The 22,449-nt window shown below is 45.7% G+C and carries 18 protein-coding genes; 12 read left to right on the top strand and 6 right to left on the bottom strand.

The window, feature by feature from the left end; translation table 11 throughout:
* Nucleotides 1-2: 2 nt before the first annotated feature.
* The 8 genes from ABIX36_RS25620 (at nt 3) to ABIX36_RS25585 (ending at nt 11,676) form a co-directional block, all read left to right on the top strand.
* Nucleotides 3-368 carry a hypothetical protein gene (locus ABIX36_RS25620; protein ID WP_348085014.1) on the top strand — a complete coding sequence of 122 codons (366 nt, stop codon included), beginning with the start codon at nt 3-5 and terminating at the stop codon, nt 366-368.
* Complete coding sequence (gene nuoL / locus ABIX36_RS25615; protein ID WP_348085013.1) at nt 365-2,506, top strand: NADH-quinone oxidoreductase subunit L; 2,142 nt, start codon at nt 365-367, stop codon at nt 2,504-2,506. Before ABIX36_RS25620 ends, nuoL begins: the two co-directional genes overlap by 4 nt.
* Nucleotides 2,506-4,110 carry an NADH-quinone oxidoreductase subunit M gene (locus ABIX36_RS25610; RefSeq protein ID WP_348085012.1) on the top strand — a complete coding sequence of 535 codons (1,605 nt, stop codon included), beginning with the start codon at nt 2,506-2,508 and terminating at the stop codon, nt 4,108-4,110. Before nuoL ends, ABIX36_RS25610 begins: the two co-directional genes overlap by 1 nt.
* A 61-nt stretch (nt 4,111-4,171) precedes the next feature.
* Complete coding sequence (locus ABIX36_RS25605; protein ID WP_348085011.1) at nt 4,172-6,049, top strand: DUF4139 domain-containing protein; 1,878 nt, start codon at nt 4,172-4,174, stop codon at nt 6,047-6,049.
* Nucleotides 6,050-6,054: 5 nt separating this feature from the next.
* Nucleotides 6,055-7,563, top strand: a complete 1,509-nt coding sequence (locus tag ABIX36_RS25600; protein WP_348085010.1) for an NADH-quinone oxidoreductase subunit N — start codon at nt 6,055-6,057, stop codon at nt 7,561-7,563.
* Nucleotides 7,564-7,647: 84 nt separating this feature from the next.
* Entirely contained in the window at nt 7,648-8,955 is a 1,308-nt protein-coding gene (locus tag ABIX36_RS25595) for an ammonium transporter (protein WP_348085009.1), read from the top strand.
* Between the two features lie 293 nt (nt 8,956-9,248).
* The gene (locus tag ABIX36_RS25590) at nt 9,249-11,231 is read left to right on the top strand and encodes an amidohydrolase family protein (RefSeq protein ID WP_348085008.1); all 1,983 of its coding nucleotides are present in this window, start codon (nt 9,249-9,251) and stop codon (nt 11,229-11,231) included.
* A 94-nt stretch (nt 11,232-11,325) separates the two neighbouring features.
* Entirely contained in the window at nt 11,326-11,676 is a 351-nt protein-coding gene (locus ABIX36_RS25585) for a hypothetical protein (protein ID WP_348085007.1), read from the top strand.
* Here the strand turns inward: ABIX36_RS25585 and ABIX36_RS25580 are convergent, their stop codons facing one another.
* Both ABIX36_RS25580 and ABIX36_RS25575 read right to left on the bottom strand, forming a co-directional pair.
* A complete protein-coding gene (locus ABIX36_RS25580) occupies nt 11,677-12,456 on the bottom strand; it encodes a carbon-nitrogen hydrolase family protein (RefSeq protein ID WP_348085006.1) in 780 nt (259 codons plus the stop codon). It lies immediately after the preceding gene.
* Nucleotides 12,457-12,610: 154 nt separating this feature from the next.
* Nucleotides 12,611-13,537 (bottom strand): sugar phosphate isomerase/epimerase, encoded by a 927-nt coding sequence (locus ABIX36_RS25575; protein WP_348085005.1) that lies wholly within the window; start codon nt 13,535-13,537, stop codon nt 12,611-12,613.
* A 133-nt stretch (nt 13,538-13,670) separates the two neighbouring features.
* Between ABIX36_RS25575 and ABIX36_RS25570 the strand changes: the two genes are divergently transcribed.
* On the top strand, nt 13,671-15,578 hold the full coding sequence (locus tag ABIX36_RS25570) for an amidophosphoribosyltransferase (protein WP_348085004.1): 1,908 nt from the start codon (nt 13,671-13,673) through the stop codon (nt 15,576-15,578).
* A 199-nt stretch (nt 15,579-15,777) separates the two neighbouring features.
* On the opposite strand, the gene ABIX36_RS25565 is transcribed toward ABIX36_RS25570, so the two are convergent.
* Nucleotides 15,778-16,446 (bottom strand): LysE family transporter, encoded by a 669-nt coding sequence (locus ABIX36_RS25565; protein ID WP_348085003.1) that lies wholly within the window; start codon nt 16,444-16,446, stop codon nt 15,778-15,780.
* A 189-nt stretch (nt 16,447-16,635) separates the two neighbouring features.
* On the opposite strand from ABIX36_RS25565, the gene ABIX36_RS25560 reads away from it, so the two are divergent.
* A complete protein-coding gene (locus ABIX36_RS25560; RefSeq protein WP_348085002.1) occupies nt 16,636-18,252 on the top strand; it encodes an MFS transporter in 1,617 nt (538 codons plus the stop codon).
* A 111-nt stretch (nt 18,253-18,363) separates the two neighbouring features.
* Nucleotides 18,364-18,813, top strand: a complete 450-nt coding sequence (locus ABIX36_RS25555) for a dCMP deaminase family protein (RefSeq protein ID WP_348085001.1) — start codon at nt 18,364-18,366, stop codon at nt 18,811-18,813.
* A 115-nt stretch (nt 18,814-18,928) separates the two neighbouring features.
* Here the strand turns inward: ABIX36_RS25555 and cmk are convergent, their stop codons facing one another.
* Nucleotides 18,929-19,606, bottom strand: coding sequence for a (d)CMP kinase (cmk, locus tag ABIX36_RS25550; RefSeq protein WP_348085000.1), 678 nt, complete (start codon nt 19,604-19,606; stop codon nt 18,929-18,931).
* Between the two features lie 304 nt (nt 19,607-19,910).
* Here cmk and arfB point away from each other — a divergent pair, with 304 nt between their 5' ends.
* On the top strand, nt 19,911-20,321 hold the full coding sequence (gene arfB, locus ABIX36_RS25545; protein ID WP_348084999.1) for an alternative ribosome rescue aminoacyl-tRNA hydrolase ArfB: 411 nt from the start codon (nt 19,911-19,913) through the stop codon (nt 20,319-20,321).
* Here arfB and ABIX36_RS25540 read toward each other — a convergent pair.
* Nucleotides 20,318-21,271: a lipid A deacylase LpxR family protein gene (locus tag ABIX36_RS25540; RefSeq protein ID WP_348084998.1), complete on the bottom strand. Its 954-nt coding sequence runs from the start codon at nt 21,269-21,271 to the stop codon at nt 20,318-20,320. The genes arfB and ABIX36_RS25540 overlap by 4 nt on opposite strands.
* A 71-nt stretch (nt 21,272-21,342) precedes the next feature.
* Nucleotides 21,343-22,434 carry a carboxypeptidase-like regulatory domain-containing protein gene (locus ABIX36_RS25535; RefSeq protein WP_348084997.1) on the bottom strand — a complete coding sequence of 364 codons (1,092 nt, stop codon included), beginning with the start codon at nt 22,432-22,434 and terminating at the stop codon, nt 21,343-21,345.
* Nucleotides 22,435-22,449 lie beyond the last annotated feature (15 nt).

Here is a 22,449-nt window from a genome sequence, read left to right as displayed (position 1 = left end):
GGATGAAGAATTATTATTTGAAATTATTTTCTTCTTTAATAGCACTTGGCTTGTTTGCATCAGGGTTAATTTATTATGCTTTGCACCGGCCTGCTGAATTATCAACCGATTTGTTATCTATTGACGGCTTGTGGTATAATCAGGATAAAACGTTATTTACAGGGAATTTCGTAAGTCATACTTTTGAAGGTAAATTGTTCTCTGCAGGGAGTATAAAAAACGGGATGATGAATGGCTTGTTTACAAAGTATTACGATAACGGTACGAAAGAATCGGAGTGCAATTATAAAGATGATTTTTTGATAGGTGCTTGCATAGAATACGACGAAAAGGGTAATATAGAACCTGCCGAAAAAAAGAAAAATTGAATCAATCTTTATTAAATACCGACGCGCAAACCGTAACCCTGGCTATTATAGCCGTGGTGTTGCCTTTTGCTGCCTTTGTGGTCAACTTTTTGGTGTTGGGTAAAAGTAAGGCTTCGGGTTGGGTATCTACGCTGGCTATTTTGGGCAGCGCGGTGCTGTCACTTACGGTGTTTTTTAGGGTGTGGGATAGCCATGTGATCCACATGCAGCAGGTTTGGTTCATTATAGGCGAAAATAAGGTGCAGGTGGGTGTGTTGCTCAACAACCTTTCGGTACTGATGCTCGTGCTGGTGTCGCTCATCGCGTTGCCGGTGCATATTTATTCCACCGCCTACATGAAGGACGACGCTGGGTACAGCCGTTACTTCCGTTACCTCAGCTTTTTCTGTTTTAGTATGCTGGCCTTGGTGGTGGTGGACAGCCTCATTACTTTCTACGCTTTTTGGGAACTGGTGGGTTTCTCCAGCTACCTGCTTATCGGTTTCTGGTACGACAGGGACAGCGCCGTACAAGCCAACAAAAAAGCCTTTATCATGAATAGGATAGGAGATATCGGTTTGTTGACGGCAATCATTATCCTCTTCGTTGTATTTGGAACTTTTGATATACAAGAGTTATTTGGTGCAAATGGGTGGTTGAAGCGAGCCATTGACAATAATGCACACTTTACGGGGAGTTACGCAGGCGCGCTTTATAATCCGGGAGCGCCCAGTTGGATCCCGGTAAACGCCGACTCGGCGCATTATTCAGACCTTAAAGCAAATCTGCCCATAGTTTGGCATTACATAGCCTTCGGCGGTATCTTTTTAGCTGTCGCCGCTAAGTCCGCACAATTTCCATTGCATACCTGGCTACCCGATGCGATGGAAGGCCCAACCTCCGTTTCGGCACTCATCCACGCGGCTACCATGGTGGCAGCAGGGGTATTCCTATTGGGCAGGGTGTATCCAATGTTCAACCAAACCGAACTCACAACCCTCGCCGTTGTCGGCTGTTTTACCGCGTTTATGGGGGCTACTATTGCCCTCACCCAAAATGATATTAAGCGCGTGCTGGCCTACTCAACTATTTCGCAGTTGGGTTATATGGTAATGGCAATGGGCGTTGGGGCATATTCATCGTCATTGCTACATTTAGCTACGCATGCTTTCTTTAAATGTTTGCTGTTCCTGGTGGCAGGTATTGTTATCCACGAAGTGAAACACATTAGCGACGAAAACAATCTCGATATTGATCCGCAGAATATCCTCCACATGGGTGGTCTACGCAAAAAGTTACCACTTACTTTTATTGCCGCGCTTATCGGCGGGGTAGCGTTGATCGGCCTGCCTTTTACAAGCGGTTTTCTTTCCAAAGACGGCATATTGGTACAGGCTTTTAACTGGTGCGATAGTAAAAATCCGCTTTTGAGCGTTATCCCTATTGGCGCAGAATTTACAAGCTGGCTTACGGCTTTCTACGTAACAAGGCTTATCATAAAAGTATTCTTTGGCGAGTTTCGTCTGCAAAAGATGAATCCGCACATTCATATCCACATCGGCGATGGCGACTGGCGTTATAAATTGCCACTAATATTTTTAGGGCTATGCTGTTTGTTCCCGCTAATTTCGTTTAATCCTTTTTCCTACGAAAGTACATGGTTGTACAAAGCCTTTCTGCCCGAAAGGCATGAAGAGCAACGAAGCCTTTATACAGTAATGGTACCGGTTTTTGTAAACGTCTTAAACGTTGGGGTAATCTACTGCGCGTACGTGATTTACGCCAAACGCAATACCTGGTCCGCCCCGCAAAACGGCCTCCTTTACCGTATCTCCTTCAACGAGTGGTATATCGACCGCTTTTATAAACGTATTATTGTAAAGTTTGTAATTTGGCTCAGCGGTGCGCTCTATTGGGTAGACCGCAAAGTTATCGATGGATTTGTACACCTTCTGGAAAGCATCGGCCTCTGCATAGCGAAAGCTACCGCCTGGTGCGATAAATATATTGTGGATGGCGTGCTTTGGCTGGCTGCCCAACTGGTGCAGTACATAGGCAATTTTGCGCGCCGTTTCCAGGGCGGTAAAGTGCAATACTATTTGTACAGCATGTTGCTTGCCGTAATTGCTGTTTTTATTTTAAAATTGATCTGGGCCTGATGAACATATTAACCCTACTTATATTCACTCCCGTACTGTTCGGATTCATCATCCTGCTGTTGCCCTCATCTATGCGGGCCAGCTTTAAGTACATTACACTTTTTGCCACGCTGCTGCAGCTGGGACTGAGTATTTGGATGTACCTCAACTTTAAAACCGGTGCATCGTTCGCCGGGATCAGTCACGAGGATCAGTTCCAGTTTGTTCAAAAAGTGCCATGGATCCATCTCGACCTTGGCTCCGCAGGCAAAATGCAGATAGAATACTTTGTGGGGATAGATGGTATTTCCATCACGCTGATGGTGATGACCTGCCTGGTAATGGTGGTTGCCGCCGTTTCTTCCTGGGAGATCAAAAGCAACCTCAAAGGTTTCTTCGCTTTGTTTTTACTGCTGGATATGGCGGTTGTCGGCGTTTTCTGCGCGCTGGATTTCTTCCTGTTCTACACTTTTTACGAACTGATGCTGTTGCCGCTCTACTTCCTGATTGGCATGTGGGGCGGTGCAAGGCGCGAGTACGCGGCCATCAAGTTTTTCCTTTATACCTTGTTCGGGTCGGTATTTATGCTGCTGGTGATGGTGGGCTTGTACCTCTCGGTGAAAGACCCGGCAACCGGCAACCATACCTTCAATATCATCCAAATGATGAATCCGGCCAACTACATCAACGGCTCGGTGTTCTCTACCCTTACGCATAGCACCATTTTAGGTATGCCGGCGCGGTCCGTAGGTTTTGTGGTGCTGTTTATCGCCTTCGCTATTAAAGTGCCGGTAGTGCCCCTGCATACCTGGCTGCCGGATGCGCACGTGGAAGCGCCAACGCCGGTGTCTATCATACTGGCGGGGATCCTGCTAAAAATTGGCGGTTACGGCATCATCCGCATCTGTTTGGGTATCTTCCCGGATATCGCGCTTAGCGGTGCTTTCTGGCTCGGCTTGTTAGGGGTGATCTCCATATTATACGGCGCTTTCAACGCCCTCGCACAGCGCGACTTGAAACGGTTGATCGCGTATTCATCCGTATCGCATATGGGTTTTGTGCTTTTAGGCATCGCTTCTAACACCGCCGAGGGGATCAGCGGTGCCATGATGCAGATGGTGAGCCACGGGTTTTTATCAACTATGCTTTTCTTTTTGGTAGGCGTAATCTACAACCGCGTGCACGACCGCGACATTTACCATTTCCGCGGACTTGGTTCGCTGATGCCACGCTATACGGTTTATGTAATGGTGGCGTTCTTTGCCTCCCTTGGCCTGCCGGGTTTCTCCGCATTTGTGGCCGAAGCATTTTCACTGGCAGGTGCGTTTAAATCACATTCGGTAAACGGATTGCTGCCTTATTGGATGGCGGTTTGCGGTTCGGTAGGGATCTTGCTGAGCGCCGCTTACTTTTTGTGGACGCTGCAGCGGATGTTTTTTGGTAAGCTAAGCTTAAAAGGAGGCGAGATCTGGAAGATAGCCCTGACAGATATCAACCTGCGCGAAACTTTGACGTTACTGCCTTTGGCACTCATCGCTTTAATTTTAGGCTTGATGCCTTCGCTGGTTTTTGATAAGGTGAATGATTCCGTACTGGCGCTGGTACAGTTTATCGGTTTAAAATAATTTGATGCAAGGTTATGGAAATAGGCGATTGCGTGCATCCTACAGGTAAATAAAACAAAATATGAAGCATTTATTATTTATTGCCTGCCTGTTTATATCCATCCAAACCGTCCGCGCCGACGACGGACAGAAAGTGGCATCCAAAGTACAAAACGTTACATTGTTTTTGAGCGGTGCACAAGTTACACGCACAGCAATGGCAAGTATTGTGCCAGGCACCTCAATCCTGATATTTGAAAATCTTTCGCCGGATATTGATGTGCAAAGCCTGCAGGTAAAAGCCTCGGGGGAATTCACCATCTTATCGGTAAAGCACGAGATGAACTATTTGAACGAGCAAGCTAAACTTAGCCGGGTTGAGGATCTTCGCGCACAGCAAAAAAATCTGAGAGATAAAATTTTCCTGCAAAACAGCCTGCTTTCTATTAACCAGGAAGAAGCTAACATGCTTACCAAAAACCAGGTGGTTAGCGGGCAAAACTCGGGGTTAGATCTTATCAAACTAAAACAGGCGCTCGATTTTCAAACCGCGCGCCTCACCGAAATAAAAAAGAAAGAACAGGCTATCAGCAACGAGATCGCCGTACTTAATATCGAACTCCAAAAATACGATCGTCAAATAGTCGACATACTGAAAGGAAGCAGTACCGCTACCAGTAATGTATTGGTTACGGTGTCTTCTAAAACAGCTTTGCAGTCTGCTTTTACCTTAACTTATGTAGTTAAAAACGCAGGTTGGTACCCTACTTATGATATCCGCGCCAAAAACGTAAACAGCCCGGTTACCATCGCTTACAAAGCCAATGTATCGCAGCAATGTGGCGAGGAATGGAAAAATATTAAACTAACCCTATCTACCGGCAACCCAGCCGTAAGCGGCAGCAAGCCGGAGTTATTACCCTACTATCTTAATTTAGGCATGTACTATGCCGGGCAGCCGAACAGCATAACCAAAGTAAACGGGAGAATTACATCCCAGAATGATGCCTTGGGGATACCTGGTGCAACCGTAAAGGTGAAAGGTACATCTATCGGCACGCAGACAGATGTAAATGGCAATTACAGTTTGCAAATACCTGCAAACAGCCCGGTATTGCAGATTAGTTACCTCGGTATGGAAACCCAGGAGGTAACTGTAAATTCATCTGTGATTAATGTTGCGCTAAAATCCTCTGTAAATCAATTAAGCGAGGTGGTCGTGGTGGGTTATGGCGTTTCAAGTGACCTGCAAGGAAGTGCTGCCGGCTTGTCTGTTGATAAACGGATAAAAATACGTGGTGTTGCTACTTTAAATACCGTCCCCATCGCTGTTAACCAAACGGAAAATCAAACCAATATTGAGTTTAAGATAGATAACCCATACACCATCCCGGCTGATGGAAAACAATATTTGGTAGAAATAGATGAAGTGAGTACCGAAGCAACGTATCAATACTACGTAGCACCCAAGCTAAGCACCGATGTGTTTTTAACCGCCCGTATTACCGACTGGAATAAATACAACTTTTTATCCGGCGAGGCGAATCTGTTTTTTGAGGGTACGTTCATCGGCAAATCCCTGATCGATACCCATATTGCTGCAGATACGCTAAATTTATCATTAGGGGTTGACAAGAACATTGTAGTTACCCGTACTTTGCAAAAGGAACTGAACGATAAGCAAGGCATATTCGGCTCCAATAAAAAAGAAACCCGCGACTGGCTCATTACGGTTAAAAACCGCAAAAACCAGCCTGTGAATTTATTGGTAGAAGACCAGGTACCAGTATCAAAAAATTCGGATATTGAAGTGGAAACGCAGGATATAAGCGGTGCCGAAATGGATAAGCTCACCGGCAAAACCGCCTGGAACTTCACCATTATCCCGCAGGCCGAAAAACAGTTTCATTTAAAATACCAGGTGAAATATCCTAAAAACCAATCTGTAATAGTACAATAATAAAAATGCATTACCCCATACGCGATATACCCAACCAGTTAAGTGATGTTTTAGGCAGTCTGCAATATTTTACGCCCGAAATTTACTTAACTGCGTTGTTTATCGTGGTACTGCTTACCGATCTTTTCTTTGGTAAATCCTCCACCTGGCTCTGCCGCACCATCGCGTTGATAGGCATGGTGCTGGTATTGGTGATGGATTACGATCAGAAGTTCCTGTTGATGAAGGGCAGCGGTTCGCAATACTTGTTTGGTAATATGCTGTGGCTGCATGGCCCCGCCATTAAGTTTAAGATCGTTATCGATGTATTAACGTTTATCCTGTTGCTGTATTTTACCTGGGATAATAAGTTAAAGGCGCATAAAAAAGGCTTGTCAGATCTGTACACCATCGTCATCGGATCGGTATTGGGCTTGCATTTGATGATCATGGCGGTGAACCTGCTATCTATTTACCTGGCGATTGAGATGGTGTCTATTGCATCGTACTTGTTGGTGGCCTATAAATCCGAGCGGTTGATCACTACCGAAGCGGGGTTAAAGTATGTACTGTTTGGCGCGGCATCGTCGGCGGTAATGTTGTACGGGATCTCGCTTATTTATGCCTTTACGGGTTCGCTGAATTTAACAGTGGGGAGTCAGATGATCGTGCAGTTTGCACAGGTAAACCCGTTGAGTGTTTCCTTCGCCCTGGTATTGGTGTTGGTGGGTATAGGGTTTAAGTTGTCGTTCGTTCCCATTCATTTTTGGGTGCCCGATGTTTATGAAGGTGCCGCAACCCCGGTTACGGCCTACCTCTCGGCTTTGCCAAAAATTGCCGCCTTTGCTTTGCTGGTGAACTTTGTTACGCCATTTGCATTTTATAAAGATTGGCATGGGTTCGATTTTCGTTTGGTGTTAAGCATCATCGGTATCATCACCATGATAGCCGGTAACTTTACCGCCGTACTGCAAAATAATGTGAAACGGATGCTGGCCTACTCGGGCATTGGGCATACCGGTTTCGCGCTGATGGCACTGGTTACATTTACACCAGAAGGTTTATCCGCTTTAATATATTACCTGCTGGTTTATGGGCTTGGCATTATCACGGCGCTTGCTTTGGCCAATTACTTTGAGAACGCCGAAGGTATTACCGATGTGCGCGACTATAAAGGGCTTGGCTTTAAATATCCGCTGGCGTCGGTTTGTTTTGTAGTGGTGCTCATCTCCTTAACAGGCATCCCGGTAAGCGCTGGTTTTACGGGTAAGCTGTTTGTGTTCTCGGCTACCTATAGCGTTTATCAGCATACCAAAGATGTTTGGCTGCTCGCCATGCTGGCAACAGGTGCGCTTACCACGGTAGTAGCGCTCTTCTACTACATCAAAATTCCGCTTAATTTATTCCTGAAACGTACCGAACTCATCATTAGCGAAAATAAATGGTCGATAAAGTTGGTGGTGCTTTCGGTGATTATCGCAATTGCATTGATCTTATTCGGGATTTTCCCGGATTTACTGATTAAATACATGTAATTTGTAGTAATTTTTCATTTTTCGTAAAAATATTGCAGAAATTATATAAATTCAGCCGTTTATTGTAAAAAGTGCTGATAATATATGAAACGTTACTTCCCCTTCTTCATCATCCTGGTAATTTTAGGCCTTACATTTGCCTTTCCTTCTATCGAATATGATAAAACGATAAAGTCGGATTTTAACACCGGCGATATCGCCTGGATGCTGATGTCTACCGCTCTTGTTTTGATCATGACACCCGGTCTCGCCTTTTTTTACGGCGGCATGGTGAACAAAAAGAACGTGATATCCACCATGTTACAAAGTATTGTATGTATGGTTATCATTACCGTAATGTGGGGCATATTTGGCTTTAGTTTGGCCTTTGGCGATAGCATTGGCGGCGTTATTGGTAACCCGTCTACCTTTTTTATGATGAAGGGTATGCTGGGCAATACCAGCTGGCCGCTTGCGCCAACCATCCCATTGCTGCTGTTTGCCATGTATCAGCTCAAGTTCGCCATTATAACCCCCGCGCTTATTACAGGCGCCTTTGCCGAGCGTATCCGTTTTAACTCATACATCATTTTTTTGGTGTTGTTCTCCATATTTATCTTTTCGCCATTGGCCCACGCCACCTGGCACCCGGATGGTGTTTTATTCAAATTAGGAGTGCTCGATTTTGCCGGGGGGACGGTAGTACACATGTCGGCCGGTTGGGCGGCACTGGCATCAGCCTTGTTTTTAAAACGCCGTAACGAAGCCAACCATGCCCCGGCTCGTATCACTTATGTAATGATAGGCACGGGTTTACTTTGGTTCGGCTGGTTCGGTTTTAACGCGGGTTCTGCTTTTGGCGCAAACCATTTGGCAGTAACCGCACTGGCTACCAGCACAACGGCATCTGCCGCCGCCGGTGTTACCTGGATATTTTTTGATATGCTGCGCGGCCGCAAGCCTTCTGCCATGGGTACCTGTATCGGCGCTGTGGTAGGTTTAGTGGCTATTACCCCTGCGGCTGGTTTTGTAAGTGTACCGCATTCACTGGCGATTGGTATCATATCGGCAGTGGTAAGCAACCTGGTAGTAGAATGGCGCACGCGTACCACGATAGATGATACGCTGGACGTATTCCCCTGCCATGGTGTAGGCGGTATGGTAGGTATGCTGCTAACCGGCGTATTTGCCAACCAAAACGTAAACCCGGCCAACACCACCGGCGACGGCTTATTTTTTGGGCACACGCATTTGTTCTTCATTCAATTACTGGCGTTGGTTGCCACTTCTTTGTTCTCGTTCTTCGGTTCGGTGGTATTATTGAAGATAACCGACATGATCTCGCCGCTAAGGGTATCAAAAGAAGACGAAGTTTTGGGATTGGATATCAGCCAGCATGGCGAAAAACTATAAGTTTTAATATCGGGTAATAAATTTTCAATTGTTGAACGCCGAAGGGAAACCTTTGGCGTTTGATGTTTAAGGGGGGAGTGAACTTAAACATTGAACCGCTACGCCTGACGCAATAATATTGGTGGGCGTCCACGCTCACGAGACTAAGCTTGCAAATAAAAATAAACGGCAACCCCCGACCTGGGGAGTGGATAACGCTAAGCGATAAATAGGTGTTTATTTGAAATTTGGGCGACAAGTGGATAAACTATTACACCATCCACCTATATTTGAAGTATAAAGCTTCCATCACCATGAAAAATCTTTTGTCGTTTATCTTTTTATCTTTCGTATTCTTGTCCGCCAAAGCCCAGGATCTGCCTGCAGATAGCGGTACCTTTTTGCTGCATAAGTTTGAGCAGCATATCGGGAAGGAAACCTACAAGGTTTATAACTATAAAGACTCAAAAAAGTACGTGGTCGATTTTAAGTTTGTGGACAGGGGCAGCCCGGTTCCGCTGAAGGCAACCTTAAAGGTAAACCCCGTCGCCGATCCGCTGGAGCTGGTGATCAAAGGCAGCACTTCGCGTTTTTCCACGGTAGACGATTCTATAAAAATAAAAGGTAATAGGGCAACCATCCGCGTGAACGATTCTACCTATACCCAAAGTGTGTTGCCAAATACATTTCCCGTTACCGGTTATTCGCCGGCTACCGTGCAAATGATATTGTTGAAATACTGGAACAACAAGAAGCAGCCCGCCACCATCAATACACTGCCCTTTGGCGCTTTGCACATTAAAAAGACAGGTACCGATGTGCTTACTTTTAACGGTAAGCCCCTGTCGCTCATTCGTTACACCATTAGCGGTTTAATTTGGGGTAATGAATTGCTGTGGACGGACAATACCGGTAAACTGATATGTATTCTCACCATTGATGCCGAGGGCGATAAAACCGAAATGATGAGCGAACCCTATGAAGCGCTGTTGCCCGAATTGATAAAACGCGCCGCCGGCTATGGCATGGAAGTCTTTGCAAAATCGACCGCGTTACCTGCATCCGCCAATAAAATTGTAGCCATTACCGGAGGAAGTATTGTTGATGTGGAGAGGGGCATCGCTATACCAAACGGCGTGATTATACTACAGAACGGCCTCTTTACAAAAATAAGCAAAGCGGGCACCGCTATACCAAAAGGTGCGGAAATTATTAATGCGGCAGGGAAAACCATATTGCCCGGCCTTTGGGATATGCACGCGCACTTTGAGCAAACCGAATGGGGGCCGGCCTACCTTGCTGCCGGCGTAACCACCGTGCGCGATTGTGGTAACGAACTGGGTTTTATCGATGCTATCCAAAAAGCTATCGATAGCGGTAAAGGCATCGGCCCTAAAATAATTATGGCCGGTATTATTGATGGTAAAGGCCCGATGGCTTTGGGTATTATCCAGGCCGATACCAAAGAAGATGCCATAAAAGCGGTAGATACCTATAAAGCAAGGGGATTCGGCCAGATAAAAATATACAGCTCCATGAAACCCGCCATTGTGAAAGCCGTTTGCGACGAGGCCCATAAGCTGGGGCTTACCGTTACCGGGCATATCCCCAATGGCATGTCGCTAAGAGCCGGCGTAGATTCGGGTATGAACATGGTGAACCATGTGCAATATGTGTACAGCATGATGAAACGCAATAAAGACCGCTCGGTAAATTTCGACGACTCCATCAGCAAAGCTGCTATTAAATTTCTTGCCGACCGCAAAGTAGTGATCGATCCTACGGTGGGTGTTTACGAATTAGCTTACCGCAATGTTAAGGATGATATAACTGCCCTTGAGCCAAATTTTAACACACTACCCCCAACAATGCAAACCGTTTTCAAAAATATGGGTGGCGATGCCGAAACAGCAGCGAGGTTTAAGCCAATGATAGAGAGTATGCGTCAAATTGTAAAGCGTCTTTACGACGCCGGCGTACCCATCGTAGCCGGTACTGATATGGGCTTCCCCGGCTTTAGCGTGGATCGCGAACTGGAAATATACGTTGGCGCAGGTTTAACCCCGGCACAGGCCCTTAAAACCGCCACCATCACCCCGGCACAGGTAATGGGCATGGATAAACAAACCGGCAGCATCTCCACCGGCAAAAACGCCGATCTGATTATTGTAGATGGCAACCCGCTTAGTAACATTAGCGCTCTGCGGAATGTTAAAGTGGTGATAAAAGGCGGTAAGGTTTACAGCCCTACGGTGCTGCATAAGATGGTGGGCTTCAGTACACGATTAAAGGATTGATAGATTAACACGATTTTTTTTGAATTGCTGTCGCGAGTTTTTAACTCGTGACGCGCATCGCTTCAGCTTTCAGCTGAATTAGGTAGATAAACTAATGGAAATCAAAACTTTGTACAGGCCAGTTGGCCCGCAAGAACTTAAGCTAATAGAAGAATCGGGATGGAAGCGGTTCCCAAAGAGGTTAATTGAGCAGCCGATATTTTACCCCGTTATGAACGAGGAATATGCGGCGCAAATTGCCCGTGATTGGAATGTACCCGCATCCGGCTCGGGGTTTGTGACAAAATTCGATCTGTCTTCAGACTATTTAAAAAAATATCAAATCCAAAACGTTGGTGGAGTAATCCACAATGAGCTTTGGGTGCCTGCTGAGGAATTGGAAGAATTTAATAGTCAGATCGTGGGGCAGATAGTTGTAACCCAATCTTTTTATTCCAAAATTTAATTATACCAAACCCGCCTTAAACCGCTTCGCCAATAACCCCGTCGCCTTATCCAGATCGATCTCCGCTACGGCAACACCCGCCTCACCATAAGGCTGGTAGGCAAGGCAAACCCCGTCGGGCGCAATAATGCAGGAGGCAGCTTCCTGGTATTTGGTGGCATAGCCCACGCTGGCGAAATAAATGGTGTTCTCCATAGCCCGCATCATCATGGCTTTTTCGTAGTAGGGGCTGTGTTTGTCGCCCCATTCGCTGAGTTGTACTCCTTCGGTATCACTGCCGGTAAAATGGGGGTGGAATACCACCTGCGCCCCATTTCGCGCCGCCCACCTTACCGATTCGGGGTAGCGGAAACCCTCGTGGCAAATGGTAATGCCGAATTTCAGGCCGTCAATCTCAAATAAGCTGCGCTCCGTGCCTGCTATCCAGGTATTGTCTTCCGATGGGTCAAGCTGGTTCTTGGTTTGGTAACCTAATGGCTCGCCGGTGTTTGATATTACATAAGCAACATTCAGCAGTTCGCCATCCTTAAACCAATCCATTGGGATAATAATACATATTGAATACTGTGCAGCTATCACGCAAACCTTCTCCAACGCCGCTTGCATATTTTCAGGCGTTGCTTTCTCCGCAGCAAAGCTGGGATATCCGGGCAGATAAGTTTCCGGGAAGCAAACTACTGTGGTTTGTTGGCTGGCTGCATCTTTAGATAATTTATCTATCCAATAAAGACCGTCTTCAATAGATTTCGGGTACGGGGGAGAAGCAACTGCTATTTTCATAATGGTTATTTATGATCAAATTTCTATTCCCGCCGCGTCATTGCGAGGTACGAAGCAATCTCTGAACTATGCATAAACGCATTGCATATCGCGAACCTTTCTATCTGGAGATTGCTTCGTGCCTCGCAATGACGATGTGTTTAGGATCAGCGGACTACAAGCTCTTCAAATACTTTATCGTCACCGGGATCTGCTTAGCATGGTCCGGGCTTTCGTCCTCAATAAAATAATGGCGGATGCCTACTGCCTTGGCGGCTTTTAATACTTCCGGGATATCTATCTGCCCGGTGCCCAGGGCTACATCATTTTTGATGTCGGTTCCGCCGGTGAGGTCGTTAGCAACGCCTTTACGTATATCCTTCAGGTGCATCAGTCTCCAGCGGGTTGGGTATTTTAACATCAGTTTGGCTGGGTCAGCGCCACCATGGAAAGCCCACATCACGTCCATCTCAAACTTAACATATCGCGGGTCGGTGTTTTTTACAATATAATCGAAAAGGGTACCATCCTCATAAGGCACAAATTCGTAGCCATGGATGTGGTAGCAAAGCGTTAAACTATTTGCTTTAAGCGTGCGGCCGGCTTTGTTTAAGTCGGCAACCGCTTTTTTGGCATCATCAAGCGTAAAAGTTTTACCATGGGGCAGCCAGGCCACCATTACAAATTGAGAACCCAATATACCGGCGGTGCGCACCGCTTCCAATGGTTCTTTTACCAGCGAGCCATAATCAATCCCGATAGACGGCATACTGATGCCGCGCTTATCCAGCATCTGCTTAAACTTGTAAATGTCTACACCTTTTGGGTTCGGCCCTTCCATTTGCGTAATGCCAAGCGCTTTCACACTGTCTAATACAGCCTCGGGCCGGGCGGCAAAACTGGCCCGGTAGGTATAAGCCTGCACGCCAATAGGGGCGGTAAAAAGGTTTTGGCCTTTTACGGGAACCTGTGCTGATTTAGGAACCGAGCAGCTTGCGATAATGAAAGCAAGTAAAATATATAGGATCGATCGTTTTTCCATCATGTAAGTCATAATCAAAATTAAAGATTTTTGTTTTAATAGCCCGCTGATGTTTCCCATTAGCATGGTTTAAGTTTTGGATTAAACGCGGTTTAACCGGCCTAACTGTTAAGCGAATATTAATGCATTATAATGACAATATGTTTAAACACAATTGAGATAAAGTCTTACCTTTGCGTCCTCAATAGCAAGCATGAGCGATTCGATAAAGCACGAGTGCGGAGTAGCATTTATCCGCCTTTTAAAGCCGTTATCCTTTTATCAAAAAAAGTACGGCACGGCGCTGTACGGCATAAACAAACTTTACCTTTTAATGGAAAAACAGCATAACCGCGGGCAAGACGGCGCGGGCGTTGCTACCATTAAACTGGATATTGAACCCGGGAAACGATACATCAGCCGGCATAGGTCGATGGCGTCAAACGCGGTGGCCGATATCTTCGAGTATATACAGAAGAAGTTTGCCGAGATAGAAAAAGAGCAGCCTGAAAAAATGCAGGATGCCGAATGGCTCAAAGAACATGTAAGCTTTACCGGCGAAGTTCTTCTGGGCCATTTGCGTTATGGTACGCACGGCAAAAACAGCATCGAAAGCTGCCACCCTTTTCTGCGCCAAAACAACTGGATGACACGTAACCTGGTTATTGCCGGTAACTTCAACATGACTAATGTTGACGAACTGCTGCAGCAACTGTACGACCTGGGCCAACACCCCAAAGAACAAGCCGACACCATCACCGTGCTGGAAAAAATGGGCCACTTCATCGATACCGAGAACCAGGGCCTTTTTGACCAGTACAAACGCGAAGGATTGGACGATAACCGCGAGATAAGCAAGCTAATAGCCAATGATATGGATGTGGCTAAGATATTGCGGAAAAGCGCCAAGAACTGGGACGGTGGTTACACCATAGCCGGTATTTTGGGCCACGGCGACGCATTTGTAATGCGCGATCCGGTTGGCATACGCCCGGCTTATTATTATTATAATGACGAGATAGTAGTAGCCGCTTCCGAGCGCCCAGCTATACAAACTGCTTTCAATATTCCTATCGACGAAGTGAGGGAGATCCGCCCCGGCCACGCGCTTATTGTTAAAAAGAGCGGCAAGATAACCGAGGAAATGTTTAGCGAGCCGAAGGAACAAAAGTCATGCTCCTTCGAGCGGATCTATTTCTCGCGCGGCAGCGATGCTTCTATTTACCGCGAACGTAAACAATTAGGCAGGCTGCTTTGCCCGCAAATATTGAACGCGGTGGATAACGATATGAAGAACACCGTGTTCTCTTACATCCCCAACACTGCCGAAGTTGCCTTTTACGGCATGGTAGAGGGGGTGCACAAATACATTAAACAATACCAGCGCGATAAATTGCTTAACCGCGATGATAAAATAAGCGAGGAAGAGCTAACCGAGGTGCTGAGCATGGCACCGCGTGTAGAAAAGATAGCTATTAAAGACGTTAAGCTGCGTACCTTCATCACTCAGGATGCCGACCGCAGCGAGATGGTAGCGCACGTTTACGATACCACCTACGGCCTCATCAAAAATGATGATGATACATTGGTAGTATTAGACGATTCTATTGTACGCGGAACAACCTTAAAACAAAGTATCCTGAAGATCTTAGACCGCCTCGGCCCTAAAAAAGTAGTGGTGGTATCATCTGCACCGCAGATTCGTTACCCGGATTGTTACGGTATAGACATGTCGCGCATGGGCGAGTTTGTAGCTTTCGAAGCAGCTATCAGCTTGTTAAAAGATGCCGGCAAGGATGATGTGATAGTAGGCGTTTACCAGAAATGTAAGGATAGTTCTAAACTGCCAAAAGAGGACGTGGAGAACTACGTAAAAGCAATTTACGAACAGTTTACCGATCAGGAGATCTCTGACCGTATCGCGCAGATCATCACCCCTAAAGGTGTTAAATGCGAAGTGAAGGTTTTATATCAAACTTTAGATAACCTGCACATTGCCTGCCCCGGCCACACCGGCGACTGGTACTTCAGCGGCGATTACCCAACCCCGGGTGGTAACAAAGTAGTGAACCGCGCCTTTGTTAACTGGATGGAAGGTAAAAACCAGAGAGCATATATGTAAGAGATTCAAGAGACAAGAATCAAGAGAAATACAAAAAGGCGGCGAATTTTAAATTAGCCGCCTTTTTGTATTTATTTCAATTTAGATAGTTGTGGGGACTTTCTCGGGCAATTGTATCTTTTCCAATTGGGGTACCTGTTCTGGATGTTCAACGCAGTTTTTAACTATTAAAGGAATTGTATGTTTTGTTACGGAAATCTTAGCTGCTATGTTTCTCTGTACCCGGCGGAGAAAAAACGTAATGGGTAACCAGCCTGTCTACCAGCACAAGGGATGCGATGATGAGTGCGATACCGGCGATCTGGTTGAGGCGGTGCACTAATTTTACAGATATTTTGTCGCGGAGTTTATCGGCGTAGAACGCTTTGGTGGTGTCGAGCCCGAATTGTACGATAAGGATGGTTAGGAACATGATGGCGATTTTTAACGTGCGGCCATGTACACCCTCGTGGTAAACGGTACTGGCTGCGCCGATGACGACCGTCCAATGAAAAAGGATGGTTGGGTTGAAAATGCACATTAAAAAGCCTTTGAAGAAGTACCCAGCCCGATCTACGTTAGATGGTACCGTGTTGTTGTAATTTACGTCGCTTTTTTTGAACAGGTAATAAACGCCTACTACGAAGAGTATAAGGCTGCCCAATACGCCTACCATGGTTTTTGTATGTGGGCTTACAGTAAACAGTTGCGATCCGAAAAGGATGGCTCCCACAAAAACAACATCGCTGCATACCACGCCGAGGGCCAGAGCTACGCCTGCGTGGAAGCCTTTTTCGATACTGGTTTTAATTAAAGCGAAAAAAACCGGGCCGGTTATAAATGTGAGCACTAATCCAAACCCAATTCCCGAAATAATGGCTTCTATCATTAAGTTAGGCGTATATATTGCTTTCTATCCAGTTAAAAAAATCAGGACACTAATATGCAACAATTATCTGTTAAACACCAAAAACATAATTTGTGATTTATATTTTGAAAAAATTAACGGCCATTTATAAAAAAAATGAATTATGTTTAGTGCTTCAAATACACCAATATTTAACAACCTCTTTTAACAATGGAACAAAACAACTCAAAGAGTAATAGCTCGGCGTTGTATACGCTGGTAACTGTATTCTTTTTTTGGGGCTTCTTGGCCGCTTCTAACGGAATTTTCATCCCTTTTTGTAAAGCACACTTTAGTTTAACGCAATTCGAGTCACAATTGATCGACTTTACCTTTTATGGCGGCTATTTTATAGGCTCGCTTATTCTGTATTTTGCTTCTGCCGCAACAAAGGTTGATATTCTGAATAAGATCGGCTACAAGAATGGTATCATCTACGGGCTATTGCTTTCTGCAGTAGGCGCGTTGATCATGATCCCAGCCATCAACTCGGGTTCGTTCGCATTCATATTGTTCACATTCTTTGTAATAGCTTTAGGTTTCTCCTTGCAGCAAACTGCTGCCAACCCATTTGTGGTAGCCCTGGGTAGCGCCGAAACCGGTACCCACCGCTTAAACTTTGCCGGTGGTGTAAATAACTTCGGCAGTATTATGGGCCCGGTTATCGTAAGTATCGTTTTATTTGGTTCGGCATCTGCAAAAATCCCGGCTTCCGAAGTGAAAATATCCTCGGTTAATAACCTGTACTATATTCTTGCTGGCTTGTTTATAGCTGTAGCAATATTCTTTTGGGTATCAAAATTACCAAAAGTAACCAGCGACGAGAAAATAGAACCCAGCAACAAGGCAAACCTGCCATTGGGTATCATTTTTATCGCGTTCCTTTTAATATTGGCAGCAAGCCCGCTTGCTATTGCAACAGGATTGCCTAAATCGTATTTCGTATACGCTTCTCTTGCAATCATCCTAATCTCGCTTATTGGTTCGGTATCGGCGTCAGCTAAAACTAAAAATAAATCGGGTTGGGGTGCTATGCAATACCCGCAATTGGTTTATGGTATGCTGGCCATCTTTACCTATGTAGGTGTTGAGGTAACTATCCAGAGTAACATGGGCGCCTTGCTGGAATTACCTGCATTTGGCGGTTACGCGGCATCGGATATCGCACCGTTCATCTCCTTATACTGGGGTAGTTTAATGGTAGGCCGATGGACGGGTGCTATCGCTGCTTTCAGCCTCAGCAAAACCGCTAAGTTTGCCTTAACCGTTATTATACCTTTTGTCGCATTTGCAGTGGTACTTATTGTTAACCGCATTGGCGGTACCGATGTTACCAGCCTTTACCCTTACGCTGCCTGTGTAGCTATCCTGGTTATCGGTTTTATGATAGGTAACCAGAAACCAGTGCGCACACTGGCTATATTCGGCGTTTTAGGCGCTATATTTATGGTGATAGGTTTGATGACCACCGGAATGATCGCCATCTTCTCGTTCATCAGCGGTGGCTTATGCTGCTCAATCATGTGGCCGTCTATCTTCTCTTTATCGGTTACCGGTTTAGGCAAGTACACCAGCCAGGGTTCGGCATTCTTAATTATGATGATTCTGGGCGGTTCTATCATCCCGCCGGTGCAGGGTATCCTGGCCGACACCAGCGGTATCCACTTGTCATACATCGTACCGGTTATCGGCTTTGCTTACCTGGCGTTCTTTGCCTTTAAAGCTGGTTCGGAACTGAAGAAACAGGGTATCGACGTAGATAACCTGGAAGCAGGCGGAGGACACTAATTGTCTGAATCAGAATTTTCGGAATTAGACAATTTTCAGAATACTTAAAATTAAGGTTAGTTAACGGAGCCATCCAATAGCTAACCTTTCTTATTTTAATTAACTTTAAACATGAAACCTACTTTCGATCATATTTTTATGAACCTGGCAACCGATCTGGCTAAGCGCTCTCACTGCGTTAAAGCCCAGGTAGGTGCCGTTTTAACTAAGGACACCCGGATCATCTCTATTGGGTATAATGGTCCCCCTGCGGGCACGCATAACTGCGATGAGGAGTTTCCTGACCAGGGTTGCCCGCGCGACTCTAAAGGAAGCTGCTCGCTTGCCCTGCACGCCGAAGAGAACGCCATACTGTATGCCGTAAAGAACGGTGCCAATTTAGAAGGTGCAACGCTTTACACCACGCTATCGCCATGCCTGCCATGCGCCAGGCTTATTTTCTCTGCGGGTATTAAGCAAGTTTACTTTGATAAATCTTACGCCCAATACAAAGGCCTCGCCAGTGACGAAGGGGTTGATTTTTTGAATAAGTTTGGGGTTAGCGCCGTGAAAGCGGAGTAGAGTCGAAAGTTAAAAGTGAAAAGTTTTGAAGACTTTTCACTTTCGACTTTATTTAAAACTGGGGCAAACAAAGGCTTTCGGGTTGCATTGCCTTTTAACTTTTAACTTTTAACTTTTAACTTTTCAAAAGTGGTTCCACCCTGTCCAGCGCAAATTGGAGCTGCTCCTCAGGGGTGAGTTCGGTATTATCCAGTATAATGGCGTCATCAGCTCGTACCAACGGGCTTTCAAGGCGGGTGGTATCGGCGTAGTCGCGGTGGGCAAGGCTCTCAAATACCTCTTCTAAAGTAACATCAGGTTCTTTGATGTGGATCTCTTTGTAGCGTCGTTCGGCGCGTATTTTTGGGTCGGCCGTCATAAACAATTTTACAGGGGCGGTAGGGAAAACGGCGGTACCTATATCGCGGCCATCCATCACGATATTTTTTGATTTGCCCATGCGCTGCTGCTGCTTCACCATCTCACGTCGCACCTCTTTTAAGGCCGCTACAGCGCTCACCTTTTCGGATACGGGCATCTGGCGAATTTCTTCGGATACTTCCTCGTCGTTCAGGGTGATGTGCGATTCGTAATCGCGCGAGTGAAAGTTGAGGTGGATGTTTTTAAGGGCTTCCTCAACGTGGGCATGGTCGGCCATATCTACATTGTTCCTTAAAAAATATAGGGCAACCGCGCGATACATGGCACCACTGTCTACGTAAATAAAATGAAGTTTTTTGGCCAGTGCTTTGGCCAGGGTGCTTTTACCACATGAGGAATAGCCGTCGATAGCTACTATAATGTTATTGCTCATCGGGATACGAAGTTACGGTTTTTGGCTAATAATTGGAAATAGAAAGGGTGAGAAAGCTGCACGGCGTCCGGTGGGGTGTTCCACCATTGCAAGTGAAACACTTATTTTTAAAACAGTATTGACAATCAGTATTTTACAGTTTTTTGGTGAAACACTTTGGAACACCCCTGTTAGTTAAGTAAACTGTTTAATTTATTCATGGACAGGTAGTTATTGAGATTTTTAAAATTGACGAAAAATAGCATGAAACACTTGCCTGGAACACCTCCAATACGCTAATCAACTAATTTATTAAATTCGCGCCATGAATTTTGATAAGGCCAGCCTGCAAAAAGAGATCAGCTACAAAACATCGCGCAGCGGGGGTAAAGGCGGGCAAAACGTAAATAAGGTATCCAGCAAGGTAGAGTTGCTGTTCAATATCAACGAATCGGTACTGTTTACCGATGAGGAAAAACTATTGCTGAACGAAAAGCTGCAAAGCCGTTTTAACAAAGATGGCTCCGTACAGGTGATATGCGATGAAGAGCGCAGCCAATATCTCAATAAAGAAATTGCGGTGGAGCGCTTGATGGTTTTATTAGGCAAGGCCCTTATCAGGCCCAAAATTCGTAAGAAGCTGAAAATTAGTAAGGCCGCCAAACTGACCCGCCTTGGCAACAAAAAAGCGCAATCCGATAAAAAAGAGAATCGAAAAAAGAACTTCGATATTTAATCAAACCGGTACAGTAACGTTGCCGAACCCCATTGATGCGCTTTTGCCTGGTTTTTTACATCTTTTGTATTGAAGATGGCCGCTAACCCGTATACAAACCTGCCGCTTACATAGTTTACACCCAACTCATTACTGAATACAAAGTGGCGGATATCTTTGGTAACTTCCATGGTGCCAGCCTCGGGGTGGTCCTTAAACATGCTGCCCTGTATGGTGGCATCGTAACCAATAACGTTTGCCTGTGGTTTGTAGTAGAAGAAAAACTCATGCTGGTGCAGTAACGTGTTTTTACCTTTAGAGGCAGTGCTTTGCGTACTTGCCGATTCGAACAACTGGTTGAAATTCCCCAGGCGGATCAGCGGGCCCGCGCCTGCGCTAACAAAGCCGGTACCCAGGTTGGCATAAGTAGCAGCAGATACATCTATAAACGAGCCGCGTGCAAGCAGTTTATTATATTCTGCCGACAGGTTTACTTCAACATCGTTCCTGATCTGGTATTCCCAGCCCTCCGGCGGGTAGAAGCCGAATGTTTTATGAATAAACTCCTGTGCGCCTCGGCCACCCGACGCCGGGCCAACAACGCCAACCCTGGCGGTAAACTTTAAGTTGCTTTCGCTTTTATAAAGCAGGTTTAACGATGCGCCCGCGTATAAATAGCCTGCGAATGGCCTGTCGAGGTAATTTAACGAAGGTATAGCTGCCGATTGGGGGTTGAATAGTTTTTGACCCACCTCAAAACCCAGTACCTTATTGCCCAGCTTTTCGTTTTTGCCGGCATCCAGGGCTTTGCGGTAATACAGGAAAATGCCATTGGTGTAATACTTGTCAGACCCTTGCGCCAGGAAGGAGTCGTTATCAGATTGAAGGCCGAACTCGTGCCCGCGGGTTTGTGCAAAGGTAGTGCAGGCTGTAAACAGGCAGGCGGCTAAAGCAAAAAGTTTAATTTTCATCAAGGGGTTATAAAATAGCTTCGCTAAATTAAAAAAAGCAGCGAAACTTTAAGCGTTAAATTTTACCGCACTTAATTGCCATATTCCAGTGGGTTCAGATCTGCAATTTGTTCCCAGCCCATGTGCCCTTCAAGGGCTAAAGCGTTGGGTGGGCTGTAGTAACCATGCTTGTCTACCACTATTTCGGGGGCTAAAAAGTTCAGCATAGAGTATTGCCCTTTGGGGAAGGTGTTCCATTTGGTGGTCATTTTTACATTGTATTCGCTATCCGTATTGGAATACCCCTCGGCCTCGTAAATGGTGTATACTACAAATATACTCTGCGAGTGGTTAAAAGATTTAAAATCACCGTCTATCATCTTCATTAACGAATCGGCCTTAAGCGGCCTACGACTCGGGCGGATCCCTTTACCGTCGTCCGTTTCGCCGGGCTTTGTTTTGTTTCGGATGCTGTAAACTGCGTAACCGTCTTTGTCCAGCTTGTTTAGGTAAATGGATTTCAGGAAATGATAAATAGAACCCTGGTAGGCAATTTGCCGGTTTTCTTTCCATGTTTTCGCCTCCTTTGGCGTTTCGGGTTTTAGCTCTGCAAACGACGCTTGCCCCTGGTAACTCAAGAGCTTTTCATCATCGTTAAGCTGAAAGGACTGCAGCAGGTATTTTATTTTATAGCCGAGCGCCTTATTCTCTATCTCTAAAAAATCATCGGCTGTAACCGTAAGTGTATTGGTGGCTTTATTAAAATGAAAATGGAGGACATCCTTATTAAGGATACCGCACTTATCGGCATTTAACGTGGTGCCTAAAAAATACTGCCTGAATTTTTGAAAATACTCTTCTGAATAAGCGGTGATCTTCACTTCTGAGAGCTGGTTTACAGAAGGCAGTAATTTTACATCAAGCGTTACATCCTTTGTAACCGCAACCGCCTGCGTAAAAGTTTGGAAACCGATGAACCTCGCTGTAAGTGTGTAGGAGCCCGGCGCTATATTGTTTAAGGTGAATTTTCCGTTATTATCGGCCGCAGTAATGGCTTTTGTACCCGATAGAAAAACTGTTACACCGGGAAGTGTTTCGCCTTTATCATCGCGTACGGTACCACCAATAGCGACTGTGGATTGCGCAACGGAAAACCGGGCAATGAACAGGAGTGTTAGTATCAATAACAGTTTAATGTG

It is taken from the genome of Mucilaginibacter sp., from assembly GCF_039925265.1.
Lineage (GTDB): Bacteria > Bacteroidota > Bacteroidia > Sphingobacteriales > Sphingobacteriaceae > Mucilaginibacter.
This window is presented reverse-complemented; position numbering and strand designations above follow the sequence as displayed.

What these genes read in the sequence shown, in the direction of transcription:
- ABIX36_RS25610 (WP_348085012.1), top strand. Translation starts at nt 2,506, where the DNA reads ATGAACATATTAACCCTACTTATATTCACTCCCGTACTGTTCGGATTC.
- ABIX36_RS25580 (WP_348085006.1), bottom strand. Translation starts at nt 12,456, where the DNA reads ATGAAAATAGCAGTTGCTTCTCCCCCGTACCCGAAATCTATTGAAGAC.
- ABIX36_RS25555 (WP_348085001.1), top strand. Translation starts at nt 18,364, where the DNA reads ATGAAACCTACTTTCGATCATATTTTTATGAACCTGGCAACCGATCTG.
- ABIX36_RS25600 (WP_348085010.1), top strand. Translation starts at nt 6,055, where the DNA reads ATGCATTACCCCATACGCGATATACCCAACCAGTTAAGTGATGTTTTA.
- ABIX36_RS25620 (WP_348085014.1), top strand. Translation starts at nt 3, where the DNA reads ATGAAGAATTATTATTTGAAATTATTTTCTTCTTTAATAGCACTTGGC.
- ABIX36_RS25560 (WP_348085002.1), top strand. Translation starts at nt 16,636, where the DNA reads ATGGAACAAAACAACTCAAAGAGTAATAGCTCGGCGTTGTATACGCTG.
- ABIX36_RS25585 (WP_348085007.1), top strand. Translation starts at nt 11,326, where the DNA reads ATGGAAATCAAAACTTTGTACAGGCCAGTTGGCCCGCAAGAACTTAAG.
- cmk (WP_348085000.1), bottom strand. Translation starts at nt 19,606, where the DNA reads ATGAGCAATAACATTATAGTAGCTATCGACGGCTATTCCTCATGTGGT.
- ABIX36_RS25565 (WP_348085003.1), bottom strand. Translation starts at nt 16,446, where the DNA reads ATGATAGAAGCCATTATTTCGGGAATTGGGTTTGGATTAGTGCTCACA.
- ABIX36_RS25575 (WP_348085005.1), bottom strand. Translation starts at nt 13,537, where the DNA reads ATGGGAAACATCAGCGGGCTATTAAAACAAAAATCTTTAATTTTGATT.
- ABIX36_RS25570 (WP_348085004.1), top strand. Translation starts at nt 13,671, where the DNA reads ATGAGCGATTCGATAAAGCACGAGTGCGGAGTAGCATTTATCCGCCTT.
- ABIX36_RS25605 (WP_348085011.1), top strand. Translation starts at nt 4,172, where the DNA reads ATGAAGCATTTATTATTTATTGCCTGCCTGTTTATATCCATCCAAACC.
- ABIX36_RS25540 (WP_348084998.1), bottom strand. Translation starts at nt 21,271, where the DNA reads ATGAAAATTAAACTTTTTGCTTTAGCCGCCTGCCTGTTTACAGCCTGC.
- arfB (WP_348084999.1), top strand. Translation starts at nt 19,911, where the DNA reads ATGAATTTTGATAAGGCCAGCCTGCAAAAAGAGATCAGCTACAAAACA.
- ABIX36_RS25590 (WP_348085008.1), top strand. Translation starts at nt 9,249, where the DNA reads ATGAAAAATCTTTTGTCGTTTATCTTTTTATCTTTCGTATTCTTGTCC.
- ABIX36_RS25595 (WP_348085009.1), top strand. Translation starts at nt 7,648, where the DNA reads ATGAAACGTTACTTCCCCTTCTTCATCATCCTGGTAATTTTAGGCCTT.